Annotated in this window: 15 protein-coding genes and 1 pseudogene; 8 read left to right on the top strand and 8 right to left on the bottom strand. The window is 56.3% G+C overall.

From position 1 onward, the window contains the following. Positions 1-42: 42 nt before the first annotated feature. Genes FPV09_RS08760 through FPV09_RS08750 form a run of 3 tightly spaced genes read left to right on the top strand, consistent with a single transcriptional unit; the run spans position 43 to position 1,645 of the window. On the top strand, positions 43-531 hold the full coding sequence (locus FPV09_RS08760; protein WP_014013047.1) for an adenosine-specific kinase: 489 nt from the start codon (positions 43-45) through the stop codon (positions 529-531). Between the two features lie 51 nt (positions 532-582). After that, the gene (locus FPV09_RS08755) at positions 583-1,137 is read left to right on the top strand and encodes an XTP/dITP diphosphatase (RefSeq protein ID WP_148883113.1); all 555 of its coding nucleotides are present in this window, start codon (positions 583-585) and stop codon (positions 1,135-1,137) included. Between the two features lie 55 nt (positions 1,138-1,192). Further along, on the top strand, positions 1,193-1,645 hold the full coding sequence (locus tag FPV09_RS08750) for an Lrp/AsnC family transcriptional regulator (protein ID WP_148883112.1): 453 nt from the start codon (positions 1,193-1,195) through the stop codon (positions 1,643-1,645). A gap of 78 nt (positions 1,646-1,723) precedes the next feature. Here FPV09_RS08750 and FPV09_RS08745 read toward each other — a convergent pair whose 3' ends face one another. Genes FPV09_RS08745 through eno form a run of 3 tightly spaced genes read right to left on the bottom strand, consistent with a single transcriptional unit; the run spans position 1,724 to position 4,588 of the window. Beyond that, on the bottom strand, positions 1,724-2,560 hold the full coding sequence (locus tag FPV09_RS08745; RefSeq protein ID WP_148883111.1) for a radical SAM protein: 837 nt from the start codon (positions 2,558-2,560) through the stop codon (positions 1,724-1,726). A gap of 38 nt (positions 2,561-2,598) precedes the next feature. Further along, positions 2,599-3,267 (bottom strand): hypothetical protein, encoded by a 669-nt coding sequence (locus tag FPV09_RS08740; RefSeq protein ID WP_148883110.1) that lies wholly within the window; start codon positions 3,265-3,267, stop codon positions 2,599-2,601. A 28-nt stretch (positions 3,268-3,295) separates the two neighbouring features. Next, the gene (gene eno, locus FPV09_RS08735; protein WP_148883792.1) at positions 3,296-4,588 is read right to left on the bottom strand and encodes a phosphopyruvate hydratase; all 1,293 of its coding nucleotides are present in this window, start codon (positions 4,586-4,588) and stop codon (positions 3,296-3,298) included. A gap of 115 nt (positions 4,589-4,703) precedes the next feature. Here eno and FPV09_RS08730 point away from each other — a divergent pair, with 115 nt between their 5' ends. The 4 genes from FPV09_RS08730 (at position 4,704) to FPV09_RS08715 (ending at position 7,298) form a co-directional block, all read left to right on the top strand. Further along, complete coding sequence (locus FPV09_RS08730; protein ID WP_148883109.1) at positions 4,704-5,834, top strand: CGP-CTERM-anchored Cys-rich protein; 1,131 nt, start codon at positions 4,704-4,706, stop codon at positions 5,832-5,834. A 29-nt stretch (positions 5,835-5,863) separates the two neighbouring features. Then, on the top strand, positions 5,864-6,172 hold the full coding sequence (locus FPV09_RS08725; RefSeq protein ID WP_148883108.1) for a hypothetical protein: 309 nt from the start codon (positions 5,864-5,866) through the stop codon (positions 6,170-6,172). Between the two features lie 170 nt (positions 6,173-6,342). Next, a complete protein-coding gene (gene deoC / locus FPV09_RS08720; RefSeq protein WP_148883790.1) occupies positions 6,343-7,017 on the top strand; it encodes a deoxyribose-phosphate aldolase in 675 nt (224 codons plus the stop codon). Further along, positions 7,014-7,298 carry a family 4B encapsulin nanocompartment shell protein gene (locus FPV09_RS08715; RefSeq protein WP_148883107.1) on the top strand — a complete coding sequence of 95 codons (285 nt, stop codon included), beginning with the start codon at positions 7,014-7,016 and terminating at the stop codon, positions 7,296-7,298. Before deoC ends, FPV09_RS08715 begins: the two co-directional genes overlap by 4 nt. Here the strand turns inward: FPV09_RS08715 and FPV09_RS08710 are convergent. The 4 genes from FPV09_RS08710 to FPV09_RS08695 form a co-directional block, all read right to left on the bottom strand. Beyond that, positions 7,295-7,894 (bottom strand): ECF transporter S component, encoded by a 600-nt coding sequence (locus FPV09_RS08710; protein ID WP_148883791.1) that lies wholly within the window; start codon positions 7,892-7,894, stop codon positions 7,295-7,297. The genes FPV09_RS08715 and FPV09_RS08710 overlap by 4 nt on opposite strands. A 91-nt stretch (positions 7,895-7,985) precedes the next feature. Further along, positions 7,986-9,323 carry an ornithine aminotransferase gene (locus FPV09_RS08705; protein WP_148883789.1) on the bottom strand — a complete coding sequence of 446 codons (1,338 nt, stop codon included), beginning with the start codon at positions 9,321-9,323 and terminating at the stop codon, positions 7,986-7,988. Between the two features lie 159 nt (positions 9,324-9,482). After that, complete coding sequence (gene trxB, locus FPV09_RS08700; protein WP_148883106.1) at positions 9,483-10,475, bottom strand: thioredoxin-disulfide reductase; 993 nt, start codon at positions 10,473-10,475, stop codon at positions 9,483-9,485. 65 nt (positions 10,476-10,540) lie between these two features. Next, on the bottom strand, positions 10,541-10,744 hold the full coding sequence (locus tag FPV09_RS08695) for a hypothetical protein (RefSeq protein WP_148883105.1): 204 nt from the start codon (positions 10,742-10,744) through the stop codon (positions 10,541-10,543). Between the two features lie 97 nt (positions 10,745-10,841). Between FPV09_RS08695 and FPV09_RS08690 the strand changes: the two are divergent. Continuing rightward, positions 10,842-12,156: pseudogene (locus FPV09_RS08690) on the top strand (RNA-guided endonuclease InsQ/TnpB family protein). Between the two features lie 20 nt (positions 12,157-12,176). Here the strand turns inward: FPV09_RS08690 and FPV09_RS08685 are convergent. After that, on the bottom strand, positions 12,177-12,854 hold the full coding sequence (locus FPV09_RS08685) for a hypothetical protein (RefSeq protein ID WP_148883104.1): 678 nt from the start codon (positions 12,852-12,854) through the stop codon (positions 12,177-12,179). Positions 12,855-12,894 lie beyond the last annotated feature (40 nt).

Genomic DNA, 12,894 nt, shown 5'->3' with positions numbered 1-12,894 from the left:
AAGTTATATCGGTCGGGATATTAAATCCTTCCGGTGGTGACTATGGTAAAGATAGAGGTCGTTGACATCGAAAAGCCGGAGGGCGTCGAGGCCATAATCGGGCAGGGCAACTTCTCTATATTCACCGTGGATGACCTCGCCAAGACCCTTCTGACGACGGTTCCGGGCATAAAGTTTGGGATTGCTATGAACGAGGCGAAGCCCCAGCTGACGCGCTTCAGCGGCAACGACGAGGAGCTGGAGAAGCTCGCAGCAAAGAACGCCCTCAGGATTGGGGCGGGCCACGTCTTCGTTGTGCTCATGCGCAATGCTTTCCCGATAAACGTCCTCAACGCCGTCAAGAACCATCCCGCAGTGGTTATGGTCTACGGGGCCAGTGAGAACCCACTCCAGGTCATAGTAGCCGAGACGGACCTGGGACGGAGCGTCCTGGGAGTCGTGGACGGCAAGGCCGCCAACAGGATAGAGGACGAGGAGCTCAAGAGGGAGCGCAGGGAGCTCGTGGAGAAGATAGGCTACCGGATCGACTGAAGAACCGGCAACCTTTTTTACCCACCTTCCCCCTTCTCCTTCGGTGATGGTATGAGGCTGGCTTTTATCACTTCTAACCCCGGAAAGGTTGAGGAGGCGAGGAAGTACTTCGAGCCCCTCGGCGTTGAGGTCTACCAGCTCCGGTTTGAATACCCCGAGATACAGGCCGATACGCTCGAGGAGGTGGCGGAGTATGGCCTCCGGTGGCTCGCCGGGAGGATAGGCGGCCCGTTCTTCCTCGATGACTCCGGACTGTTCATCGACGCCCTGAGGGGCTTCCCGGGTGTGTACTCAGCCTACGTTTACAGGACCCTTGGAATAGACGGCATCCTCCGGCTTATGGCGGGCGTTGAGGACAGAAAAGCACACTTCAGGAGCGTGATAGCCTACTGGGACGGTGAGGTTCACCTGTTCACGGGCCGCGTCGATGGGGAGATAACCCTGGAGAAGCGCGGGACCGGCGGCTTCGGCTTTGACCCGATATTCATGCCTCAGGGATTCGACAGAACTTTTGCCGAAATGACAACGGATGAGAAGAACAGTATATCACATCGTGGAAGGGCTTTAAAAGCCTTCTCAGAGTGGCTAAAGGAAAACCTTAAATAAGCCTCATGTTCCAAAGTTAACAGTAATAATTGAATGAATGACGAAGGGGGTTGCGATGGTAAACACTCTTGATGCCACCGATTTAAGGCTGTTGAAGGAACTCAAGGAGAACGCGAGGGAGAACATAGCCTCGCTCAGCAAGAAGCTCGGCATACCCCGAACCACCGTCCACTACCGCATCAAAAAGCTGGTCGAGGACGGCGTCATCGAGAAGTTCACCGTCAAGCCTGACTACAAAAAGCTCGACCTCGGGACCACTGCCTTCATCCTCGCCCGCTACGAGCCTGATTCCGGCCTGAGCCAGCGCGAGGTGGCGGAGAGGATAGCGGCGCTCGACGGTGTCTACGAGGTCCACATAATAGCTGGTGAGTGGGACCTGCTCATAAAGGTGCGCGCCCCGAGCTCGGAGGCCGTTGGAAGGATAGTCGTGGACAGGCTCAGGGAGATAAAGGGCGTCGGGCAGACGGTTACGATGGTGTCATTTGTGACCGTCAAGGAGGAGCTTTAGTCTTATCGGGCGATGATCGGCGTTCTCCTTTCTGATTTATGATGATGCGAGGAATGGTGAGCCCGACGCGTGCCTTCTTCACATAACGCAGCACTCGTAGATTATCTCGACGTCCCTCACACTTTTTGCCCATTCGATAACTTTTCTAGGCGGATTCGTCAGCCTGTCAACGCCGGCCAGAATCGCCCCCCTGTCGAAGTCAACGCGCCACCTGCCCAGCGGACGCATGCAGCCTATGCTCAGCTCCCCACTAAAGCTCTCCCTCGCGTATTTCACGACCTTCAGGCTATCCTCGACGCCCGGCTTTGGAACTTTCTCCATCTCCGTCCCCTTCGTGGGGATGAGCACGTCCAGCACGAGGACGTCTATCGGATACTCCATCAGCAGGTCTATCGCCCTGTATTCCCAGCCGATTCTGCCGAAGTCGAGGCCTATGGTTATGTGGGGGGCCACCCTGACACCCGCCCCCGTGAGCAGGTCGAGGATTTTGAGGTAGTCCTCCACGGTCTTGTCTATCTTGTAAACGCGCCTTATGACCTCGTCATCGCCCACGAAGTCGAGGGAGACGACATCGACGTATTTGACCCACTCCAAATCGTTCTCGTCTATGAATCCCACGTGGGCGTTGAGCTTGAGGCTCGTTCTTCGCTTTATCTCCCTGATTTCAGCCGCGTACCTGTCAATGGGAACCTTGAGCCTCGAATCCATTCCACCGCTCAGCAGGCAGCCTGTGTAGCCCTCCCTCTCGAGCCCGGCGCAGTAATCAACCAGCTCTCTCCTCGTGGGCTTTCTCATGCCATCCAGGTAGTGTCTCCCGCAGTGGGCACAGTTCAGCGAGCAGTAGTTGCCCGTGAGCGAGATTGAGGGGAATTTGATACCGGGAATGTAGATTTTGAGTTTTTTTCGTTCTGCCATTTAAATCACCTCAGAGGGGTTGCTTTTGAGTTTCCCACCTAATCCCCCTCCCGCCTCGGGAGTCCGCCCTCCCGTTTAAAACCCTGACTGGACGGTTTTGTTTCCTCGAAGGTTAGGAGGAACTTGAGATAGAACAGCTTTCCGAGTATCGCGAGAACCGTGAAGGAACCCAGTATAGGGGCTGCGAGGATCGCCAGAAGCCAGGTTACCTCGCCGGCCTTGGCGAGCGCCGGCAGAAACGGAACCGCCGCCATGAGGAACAGCACGATTGAGTTAAGCCTCGACATCCAGAGGCTCATCTTCAGTCCCTTAATTTTCCAGAGCACGCTGTTCCTTATCCCGACAGCGATGTAGTTGAGTATCGCTCCAATCAGTGCAACGAGGGATGTTATCACGAACTCTGGTGGGCCGAATGGGAAGATGTTCTCTATGACCGCGTAGTAAGTGTAGAAGGCCGATGCGAGCATGAGAACCCATGAGAGGGCTCTGAGGAGATAGGCCAGGGTGAAGCGCTTCACCGCCCACCTTCCGAGCCTCTTCCGCACGAGCTCGGTCATGCCCATGTAGTACAGAACTGTGGAAACGCCGAGGCAGGCTATCGAGGCGTTGTAGGACTTCGAAGCCAGAACCGCCGCGGGCAGGAGGAATAACTCGGCCAGAATGAGGAACGGTCTGGGCTTTATGAGCTTCTCGGGGTCAAACTCCATCTGCTCCACCAAAATTAAGGAAAAGGGGTCAGAGGAACGGGTTACGGAACTTCCTGCCCGGATAGAGGGCTATTCCCTCGAGCTCTTCCTCTATGCGTATGAGCTGGTTGTACTTGGCGTTCCTGTCGCTCCTGGCTGGGGCACCGGTCTTTATCTGGCCGGCGTTGAGGGCAACCGCGAGGTCTGCTATGGTTGAGTCCTCGGTCTCTCCGGAGCGGTGGGAGACGACGACGCCGTAGCCGGCGCGGAATGAGGTGTATGCGGCGTCGATAGCCTCGCTGAGGGTTCCAATCTGGTTCACCTTGAGGAGGAGCGCGTTCGCTGCGCCCATCTCGATGCCCTTTCTTATCCTCTTCGGGTTGGTGACGAAGAGGTCGTCGCCGACTATCTGTATCTTGCCCCCGAGCTCCCTGGTTATCATAGCGAAGCCTTCCCAGTCCTCCTCGTGGAACGGGTCCTCAATGGAGACTATCGGGTAGGCTGAGACGAGCTCCCTGTAGAGCTCGAGCAGCTCGCCGCGGTCATACTCCTTGCCGCCGACGACGTACTTACCCGTCTCGGAGTGGAAGAACTCGCTCGATGCCGCGTCGAGGGCGAAGGCTATCTCGTCGCCGGGCTTGTAGCCGGCCTCCTCGATGGCCTTGATGAGGACCTCGAGCGGCTCGGTGGCTTCCTTCATCGGCGGGGCGAAGCCGCCCTCGTCACCGACGTTGACCGCGTTCTTTCCGTACTTCTCCGCTATGACCTTCTTGAGGACGTGGTAGGTCTCGCTGACCCACATGATGCCCTCCCTGAAGGAGCCGGCCCCAACGGGCATTATCATGAACTCCTGGAAGTCGAGCTCGTTGCCGGCGTGAACGCCGCCGTTGATGACGTTGCTCATCGGAACGGGCATGACGTAGGCGTTGGTTCCGCCGATGTACTGGTAGAGCGGAAGGCCGAGCGCGTTGGCGGCGGCCTTGGCGACTGCCAGAGAAACGCCGAGGATCGCGTTGGCGCCGAGGTTGCTCTTGTTCTCTGTGCCGTCGAGCTCGAGCATGAGGCTGTCTACGTCCCTCTGCCAGGTGACGTCCATACCAACTATCTCGGGCGCGATTATCTTGTTGACGTTCTCGACGGCCCTTCTAACGCCCTTGCCGAGGTAGCGCTTCCCGCCGTCGCGGAGCTCAAGGGCCTCGTGGGTGCCGGTTGAGGCTCCGCTCGGAACTGCAGCGCGCCCCATGCTTATCGGCGTGTAGACCTCAACCTCGACGGTCGGGTTTCCCCTGCTGTCGAGTATCTCCCTGGCAACGACTCCGGTTATCTCAAAGGGGTTCTCCATCTCAATCACCTCGGGTGATATTCCCGGCAGGGCATATAAAGGTTTTAGCTTCAATCCTGGCCGAAGCGATGGATAGGCGTATATATTTTGGCGCCCTAAACCATCCGGTGGGAAAATGAAGAGGCTCGCGGCGCTCATAGTCCTCATTATGTTTACTCTAACACCCATTGTTAAGGCCTGCATGAGTCCCGCCGACACGTACGCCGTCGAGGTGGTGCTGAACAAGCCGGGGATAACTTACCGGCCGTACCCGGCTTTCAACGCCCTCCACAATGCTATAGTCAAGAACGGCACCTTCATCTTCCGCTCCCACTACGATAGGAGGCTCTACGTCAGGCTCTGGAACGAGAGCGACGGCCCCCACCTCAGGGTTCAGATACCTGTCGAGTGGAAGACCATAGACGTTTCGAGGGCTTCGTTAAACCTCTCCATTCTCATCACGGAGGAAACCCTCGAGAAGCTAAGGGCCGACGGCTGGAACGTCACAGATAACACGACCTTTGAGAGGAACGGCGTTAGAATAAGCTTGACCCCGGTTACGGGAAAAGAGTGCACCTCCGACGCCGACTGCGCCACCGGCGGTTGTTCCGGTGAGGTCTGCGCCCCCAAGAAGGAAGCCCGGGAGATAGTGACGCCCTGCGTTTACAAGCCGTGGTACGACTGCCTCTCACTGACGAGCTGCGGCTGCGTCAGGTACTTTGAGCTTGAGGTTGAGGGGGTGAACAGGTCCGATGACGAGGTGAACGCGGCAGTCAAGGACTTCCTCAGCGCCTTCGGTATCTCCTGCGACGTCCCCCTGACGCTGGTCAAGACCTCCGTAACCCGGCTTTCCCCGTCGCTGGATCCCTCAGAGGTCAACGCCTCCAAAGCCTTAAAAGCCGAGCTCGAGTGGCTGATTGAGACCGGTGCCCTTCGGATGGACGAATCGGACGTTGAGGGCGTGCTCCGGGCTGCAGAGTGGGGAAACGCGGGGCACAACTCCCACATAGGCTGGTACGAAACGGGGAACGGCACCTTTGCATGGATACCCTACGATGAGAGCCTCAACCCCCTCCTCGTCAGGTGCTTCACCCGCGAGGTTCCCGTGTACGAGCTCCCGAACGGGACGGCCTACGTTGGGCCGACACTAACTAAGCCTCCTTCCGGGGATTCTACCACGACGTCTGGTTCGACTAAAGGGGAGGTATGCGGACCAGGAATAGTGGTCCTGCTGGCGTTGATTGCTGCCCTCGCGGGGAGGAGATGAGCTTTTAAACCTCCCCTCCAACTTTCCATATGGACTGGAAGAGACGGCTGCGCGAGGATGGTTTCGTCGAGGTTGATGACTTTCGAATAGAGCTCAGCCTGGACAACACGTTCATGGACATGGACTACATCCCCAGGGTGCTGTTCTACGACCCTCCAACTGGGAGATGGCACGTTCTCAGGAACCCGATTCCGAGGGGAAATAGCCTTGAGGAGAGCTGGGACAGAGCGGTGGAGGTCCTCTGCAGAATCTTGGATGGGAAGGAAACGCCGGTGTTCGGCGAGGAGGGGGTTGCGGAGAGGTTTCTCCGTGCGCTTGAGAGGCTGGAGGCCCGATAACATCCCTTTGAAATTTCTTCAAAAATCTGTATTTCTTTCTGTTCTGTGGATATGAAGCTGGAAATTGATGGAATTACAAAACAAAGTCCGCATATTTTCCGGGGACTTACGCATTTTTGGGGAGAAAAGCTCTAAATACATTGGAATGGAGTAGTTACCGGGTGATGGAAATGGCTGATCACATCGATATTGCGGGGTATATTGACCATACGAATCTGAAGGCCTATGCTACCGCCGATGACATTAAGAGGCTCTGTGATGAGGCCGTTGAGTACGGTTTCTACGCCGTTTGCGTCAACCCCTACAGGGTTAAGCTGGCAAGGGACTATCTCCGCGAGAAGGGTGCCGACGTCAAAGTCGCGAGCGTAATAGGCTTCCCGCTCGGAGCCACCCCCACAGAGGTCAAGGTCTTCGAGGCGGCGAGGGCCCTCGACGACGGTGCCGACGAGCTCGACATGGTCATCAATATAGGCGCCCTCAAGGACGGGGACTATGAGTACGTGAGGAAAGACATAGCCGAGGTCGTTAAGGTCGCCCATGAGAGGGGTGCGAAGGTCAAGGTCATCATAGAGACCTGCTATCTCACTGAAGAGGAGAAGGTGAAGGCCTGCGAGCTGGCGAAGGAGGCTGGGGCAGACTTCGTGAAGACTTCAACGGGCTTTGGAACCGGTGGAGCCACCGTTGAGGACGTCCGGCTCATGAGGAAGGTGGTCGGCCCGGAGATGGGCGTTAAGGCCGCCGGGGGAATAAGGACCTACGAGCAGGCGGTTGCCATGGTGGAGGCCGGCGCGACGAGGATTGGAACGTCGAGCGGAATAAAGATTGTGGAGGGAGCCCCGAAATGAATGAGGTACGCGACCTCCTGGACAAGGCCATCCGGGAGCTCCGGGAGGAGGGCCTCGAGCCCGACATACTCCTCGTGGGCCCCAACTTCATCGAGTACGCCGTTGAGCAACTGCGCGAGTGTAGGTTCAAGATATACAAGATAGATGAACTGGGCTACGACGCGGTGGTCGCCGACTCCAGCTACCTCGGCCAGGTGAAGCGCGCCTCAAGGAGGATATCGGTCGAGCCCCTGCTCGTCGAGAACGAGATGTGGGAAGAAATAAGGAAACTGGAGGTTTAGAGGAGGTCCTCTATCTCCGGGTATCTCTTCTTTATCGCCTGGGCCAGAAGCGTGCCTACCAGGACGCCGGTGACGGCCTGGACTATGTTGACGGGCACCTCGGTGGCGGCCGCAGGGATACCGTACATGTAGGCCTCGAAGGCAAAGTATCCGGAGACCATTATTATTCCGCCTATCAGGCCCGCTATCACCAGCGTCGAGACGTTGTCGCTTCTTCTGGCGATGTAGCCGATGGCGAGGCCCTCAAGCCCCTTGACGACGAGGGTTATCGGCGCCCATCCTGGATAGCCCGCTATTATGTCACCGAGGGCCGAACCAACGCCGCCCGCGAAGACGCCGATGACGGGGCCAAAGGCCATTGCCGAGAACATGACCATAGTGTCGCCGAAGTTGAGGTAGCCGCCGGTCGCGGGGGTGGCTATCGTTATGAACGCCGTGGTGACGCCCACCACCGCGGCCATCACGGCGGAGAGGGCAAGAACGCTCGCGCTCCTGAACTTCTTCCTGTTCATGAATAGGTACGCGACGTAGAGCAGGGTGACTGTGGCGAGGACGTATGGTCCGTACGGTTTGAGAATCTCGGTCAGCTCAGTCATGTTCACCACCGGGGGTATCTCAAGTTATAACTTTAAAAACTTGACTTTTCGGGATTACCACTCAAGTAAACGGATAAGAAAAGGGAGGAAATCACTGGAGAGCGGCCTTGAGGCTCTCCTCGAATATCTCCATGGCGACGTCGATCTCCTCCTTGGTGACGACCAGCGGCGGTATGAACCTTATGCTGTTGTCGCCGCATCCGAGGAGGATGAGTCCGCGCTTGACGGCTTCCTTGACGATGGCATCCCTGAGCTTGGGGTTCTTCTCCTTGGTGTCCTTGCTCTTGACGATCTCGACGGCCTGGGCGAGACCGAGACCGCGAGCGTCGCCGATGACCTCGTACTTCTCGAGAAGCTCTTCGAGGCGCTTGTGGAGGTAGTCTCCAACTTCCTGGACGTGCGGGAGGAGCTCCTTGACTATCTCGACGACCTCTATTCCGGCCGCTATGGCAACCGGGTTGCCGCCGAAGGTCGAGGCGTGCCTGCCCGGCTTGTCGAAGGCTATGTCGGCCCTGTGGACGACACCGGCGAGCGGGATTCCGCCGCCTATGGCCTTACCGAACTGGATGGTGTCGGGTGCAACGTCGAAGTGCTCGATGGCCCAGAACTTACCAGTCCTTCCGACGCCCATCTGAACCTCGTCGTCGGCGAGGAGTATGCCGTAGTTGTCGGCGAGCTTCTTGAGCTCCTTGAAGAAGTTCTTCGGCGGGACGACGTAGCCGCCCTCACCCTGTATCGGCTCGAAGACTATGGCTCCAACCTCGTGGGGCGGGACATGCCTGAAGACGTACTCCTCGATGAACTCTATGACTCTGTTAACGAGCTCGTCCGGCTCGGCGTAACCGTCGATGTGCCAGGGGTTCCTGTAGGGGTTCGGGTAGGGTATGTGTTCAACGCCCGGCATGGTTGGGAAGAACCTGTCCTGCTGAACCCACTTGCTGGCGGTAAGCGAGAGAACGGCCTGGCTCCTTCCGTGGAAGGCGTGGTAGAAGGCGATGAACCTCTTCCTGCCGGTGCCGTACTTGACAAGCTTCATCATGGCCTCGTTTGCTTCCGCACCGCTGTTCTGGTAGACGACCTTCTTCGGGAAGTCGCCGGGTGCAAGCTCGGCGAGCTTCTGGGCAAGAACGACCGCGTTCTCGTAGAAGAAGTCGTTCAGCGCGAAGTGGGTGAACTTCTCGGCCTGCCTCTTAACGGCCTCGACGACCCTCGGGTGGGCGTGGCCGACGTTCAGCACGCCGACGCCGCTTCCGAAGTCGTAGAAGGTGTTTCCGTCAACGTCGTAGACGAGGATTCCATCTCCGTGGTCGATGACAATCGGGAGGGTCTCCGGGTCCTGGGTGGTAACTGCGAGGGCTTCAAAGTTCTTTTCGATAACTTCCTTGCCCTTGGGTCCGGGGAGTTCCTTAACGTTCGGCCTAACCACCATGTGCATCACCGGTGTGAGATAGGGGTTCTCCTATATAAGTCTGTGTTCATCGATGAACATTTTTGACCGAAAAATCTTCGGGAGAATCGGAAAATACCTCGATTCCCAAAACGGAAATCCGAAAAACGCCGAGAGAAAAGAACGAAGGGGTGTGGAAAATCACTCCACGACCTTTGAGTTCCACTCGTCGATGAGCTCCTTCGCCGAGTTGGCCGCTATCGCACCCTGACCGACGGCAACGGCGATCTGCTTGAAGACGTTGGTTATATCGCCTGCGGCGAAGATTCCCTTCATCTTCGTGCGCATGTGCATGTCCACAGGGATGTAGCCGTACTCGTCGGTTATGCCGAGGTGCTTCACGAAATCCGTTTTAGGCTCGTAGCCGATGAAGATGAAGACTCCATCAACTGCCATCTCGATCTCCTCGCCGGTGACGCGGTTCTTCAGCTTGACCGCTTCGACCTTGCCGTTGCCCTTGATCTCGGTCACGACGGTGTTGAGTATCGCCGGAATGCCGCTCTCCTTGAACCTGTCCTGGAGTATCTTGTCGGCCCTGAACTGGTCGCGCCTGTGGACGAGCGTGACGTCAACGCCTATGCTCTTCAGATAGAGCGCCTCCTGCAGGGCGGTGTTTCCGCCACCGACAACGATAACCTTCTTGCCCTTGAAGAGCGGGCCGTCGCAGGTCGCGCAGTAGGAAACGCCCCTTCCGGTGAACTCCTCCTCTCCGGGCACGTGGAGCTTTCTCGGTGCGGCGCCGACGGTTATGATTACGGTCTTCGCCTTGTACTCCTTGCCGTTCTTGGTCTTCACCGCGAACTTGCACGGGCCCTCATAGTAGGCGCACTCCGTCGGGTCTATGCGCGCGACCTCGTCAAAGACGATGTCCACCCCGAGCTTCTTGACCTGCTCGTGCATCCTGTTCGTCAGTTCGGAACCGCTGATCCCCTCAGGGAATCCCGGGTAGTTCTCTATCATGTCGGTCAGCGCCATGTTTCCTCCGAGGTCCTTGCTGAGTATCAGCGTCTCAAGGCCGAAGCGCGCCGCGTATATTGCCGCGGTGAATCCGGCCGGTCCGGCGCCTATGATGAGCACGTCCCAGGTCTTGTTCTCGTACTCTCCCCCGCGTGAGAATCCTCCCAGACTGAACATCTCTCTCACCTCCGGACTTTCCTAACGTGGACTATTTAAAAGCATTATTGCCCAGTGGTGGGTATTCATACCACGACGTTAATTTCCGGACTGCCCTCGGGGAACCCTTCCGCGGGTTCGATCAGGAGTTCTGTCCCCGCGTGTTCGTCCTGCTTTAGGGGGATGTCCATCGTGAGCAGAACCTCGTATTTTCCGTGTCCCTCCAGAACCCTCCGCGCTCCGAAGGCCTCCCGGAGCTTCCGCGGATCGCTGAATTTTCTCTTTTTCAAGCCTCGTCCTTTAGGGCGGGGTGCAGTATTCTGAAAATCAGCCTTCAACGAGGGAAGCAATCTTTTTTAAAGCATAAAACCCATACCATACTTTGGAATGAAGCGTGCAGTAACGGTAAAACTCCAGCCGGGCAAGGAGCAGGAGAAAATCCTTTTTGAATTAGCTCAAGCCACAGCAGTAATCTGGAACAAACTCAACTACCAACGCTTAAAACAATTCAAAGAATTCGGCAAAATAGACTTTTCAACAACCGAAAAAGAAGCCTATCACGAGTTCAAAAACTGGATTGGAGGCTCGGCAGTTCAACAACTGGCCAGAAAAAACGCCGAAGCTTGGCGTTCATTCTTCACCCTCAACAGAAAGAAAAAGAATGGAGAACTACCGGAATGGTTTAAACCCAAACCACCGAAATTTGTCAGGGAGAAGAACGGCAGAGGACTCTTCATAATTCCCCTCAGAAACGACCAGTACAAGATTAAAGGAAACGTCATTGAATTTAGAAGACTCGGCAAGTTCGGAAAACTCGAAATCCAATTCAAGGGCAGAATACACTTGAGAGGCAAGCAAGGACGTTTAGAAATCGCCTATGACTCCGTTAAGAGGAAATGGTACGCTCACGTGAGCTTTTCCAGAGTTGAAGAAAGACTGGAAAAAGACAAGTGGATTAAACTCCCAAGAAATCCAAAAGGAGACCTTTCTGCTGGAATTGACGTGGGAGTGAACAATCTCATGGCCGTTTATGTCGAAAACGGGGAAAGCTTCCTCGTGAACGGAAGACCGCTGAAGAGCATTGACTTCGACTGGAAAAGAAAAATCGCCGATTATCAGTCCAAACTCAACAAATCGGGAGCTAAGACGAGCAGGAAGCTAAAAAAATGCACGAGAAGGCTAAACTTCAGGCTAAACACTACATCAACACTGCTGTGAGGCAAACCGTGAGAAGGCTTTACGATTTGGGAGTTTCCAGAATCGTCGTCGGCTATCCAAAAGGAATAGCCAGAAACTCTGAGAAAGGCAGGAAACAGAATTTTATCCTCTCACATGTCTGGCGGTTTAATACGGTGATTCAGCGTCTCAAAGAAGTTGCTGAGGAGTATGGTATTCGTGTTGTGGTTGTTGGTGAGGCTTTTACTTCTCAATCCTGCCCTCTCTGCGGCCAACGCCATTCTGACGGGAGAATTTTTAGGGGTTTGTTTAAGTGCCGTGGAGAGGGCGTTGTCTTGAATGCTGATTTGGTTGGAGCGTTTAATATTTTGAAGCGGGTTGTGGGAACGATAACCCCGAGCCTTTTCGCTTTGGCGGGGGTAGGGGTAACGGGGGGAAGACCCTCCCCGAGGGGTTCGAGGAACCCGTTTTAACGGGTGCCCTGATGAGAACCCCTCAAACCTCCCCGCCCTTAGCGAGGGGTTAATTCGTTGGAACCCTCGCCCTTCAGAGCGGGGAGGAGGTCAGGTTCCTGTCCATCACTAGTATCAGGGGCTTTTCCCAGAACCTTCTCTCAAAATCTTTTTCCCCGCTCCCCTGGACCTCCACGAGCTTTTCCTTCCCCTTCGATTCGGGGTGGATCAGCTCCACCCTGGCTCCCCTGCACTTCGCGACGCTGGTGTAGAGCCTCCCCGAGATCATTCCCCTCCCTGTCTCCAGCCGCAGGTGGGCGTACTCGTCGTTGTGGGACGTTCCCAGGGAGTTCTCCCCTGCCTCGATTCTGTACGTGGGCAGCACGGGGGATATCAGGGCGTCCCTGAACCTCCCCTCCGCGATAACGTAAACCGGGAGCTCAACCCAGGCATCGTCGTTTTCACCTATGAAGACGAAGAACCCCTCCGGCTCCAGTTCTATCCTGTCCGAGGTGAACTCCCCTGCGGTTCTAAGTTCCCTCTGCACGGAGTAGTGTCTGTGCTTTGCCCCGATCCATTCGCCCCTTATCCGCAGGGTTCCCCTCAGGAGCCTGGTTTTCTCGGGGAGTACGAGGGTTCTCCCGTCGATCCTCATCGAGGAGGCCAGTTCCGTGCACTTTTTCCTCGCCTTCGCTTCCCTCTCCATGTCCATCAGTATGATGCCCAGCATGATGAATATGAAGACGATAAACAGGGCCCCGCCACCTTCCATGTAACCACCGAGGCAAATACGAAGTTGGAAAATAAAAGAG

Origin of the sequence: Thermococcus aciditolerans, assembly GCF_008152015.1 — an archaeon.
GTDB classification, from domain to species: Archaea; Methanobacteriota_B; Thermococci; order Thermococcales; family Thermococcaceae; genus Thermococcus; species Thermococcus celericrescens.
The sequence above is the reverse complement of the archived record's forward strand: the minus strand, read 5'-3'. Positions and strand labels throughout refer to the sequence as shown.

Coding starts and splice junctions, on each gene's coding strand:
- FPV09_RS08725 (WP_148883108.1), top strand. CDS start 5,864: ATGGACTGGAAGAGACGGCTGCGCGAGGATGGTTTCGTCGAGGTTGAT.
- FPV09_RS08745 (WP_148883111.1), bottom strand. CDS start 2,560: ATGGCAGAACGAAAAAAACTCAAAATCTACATTCCCGGTATCAAATTC.
- FPV09_RS08750 (WP_148883112.1), top strand. CDS start 1,193: ATGGTAAACACTCTTGATGCCACCGATTTAAGGCTGTTGAAGGAACTC.
- FPV09_RS08705 (WP_148883789.1), bottom strand. CDS start 9,323: ATGGTGGTTAGGCCGAACGTTAAGGAACTCCCCGGACCCAAGGGCAAG.
- FPV09_RS08755 (WP_148883113.1), top strand. CDS start 583: ATGAGGCTGGCTTTTATCACTTCTAACCCCGGAAAGGTTGAGGAGGCG.
- trxB (WP_148883106.1), bottom strand. CDS start 10,475: ATGTTCAGTCTGGGAGGATTCTCACGCGGGGGAGAGTACGAGAACAAG.
- FPV09_RS08730 (WP_148883109.1), top strand. CDS start 4,704: ATGAAGAGGCTCGCGGCGCTCATAGTCCTCATTATGTTTACTCTAACA.
- FPV09_RS08715 (WP_148883107.1), top strand. CDS start 7,014: ATGAATGAGGTACGCGACCTCCTGGACAAGGCCATCCGGGAGCTCCGG.
- deoC (WP_148883790.1), top strand. CDS start 6,343: ATGGCTGATCACATCGATATTGCGGGGTATATTGACCATACGAATCTG.
- FPV09_RS08740 (WP_148883110.1), bottom strand. CDS start 3,267: ATGGAGTTTGACCCCGAGAAGCTCATAAAGCCCAGACCGTTCCTCATT.
- FPV09_RS08760 (WP_014013047.1), top strand. CDS start 43: ATGGTAAAGATAGAGGTCGTTGACATCGAAAAGCCGGAGGGCGTCGAG.
- FPV09_RS08685 (WP_148883104.1), bottom strand. CDS start 12,854: ATGGAAGGTGGCGGGGCCCTGTTTATCGTCTTCATATTCATCATGCTG.
- eno (WP_148883792.1), bottom strand. CDS start 4,588: ATGGAGAACCCCTTTGAGATAACCGGAGTCGTTGCCAGGGAGATACTC.
- FPV09_RS08710 (WP_148883791.1), bottom strand. CDS start 7,894: ATGACTGAGCTGACCGAGATTCTCAAACCGTACGGACCATACGTCCTC.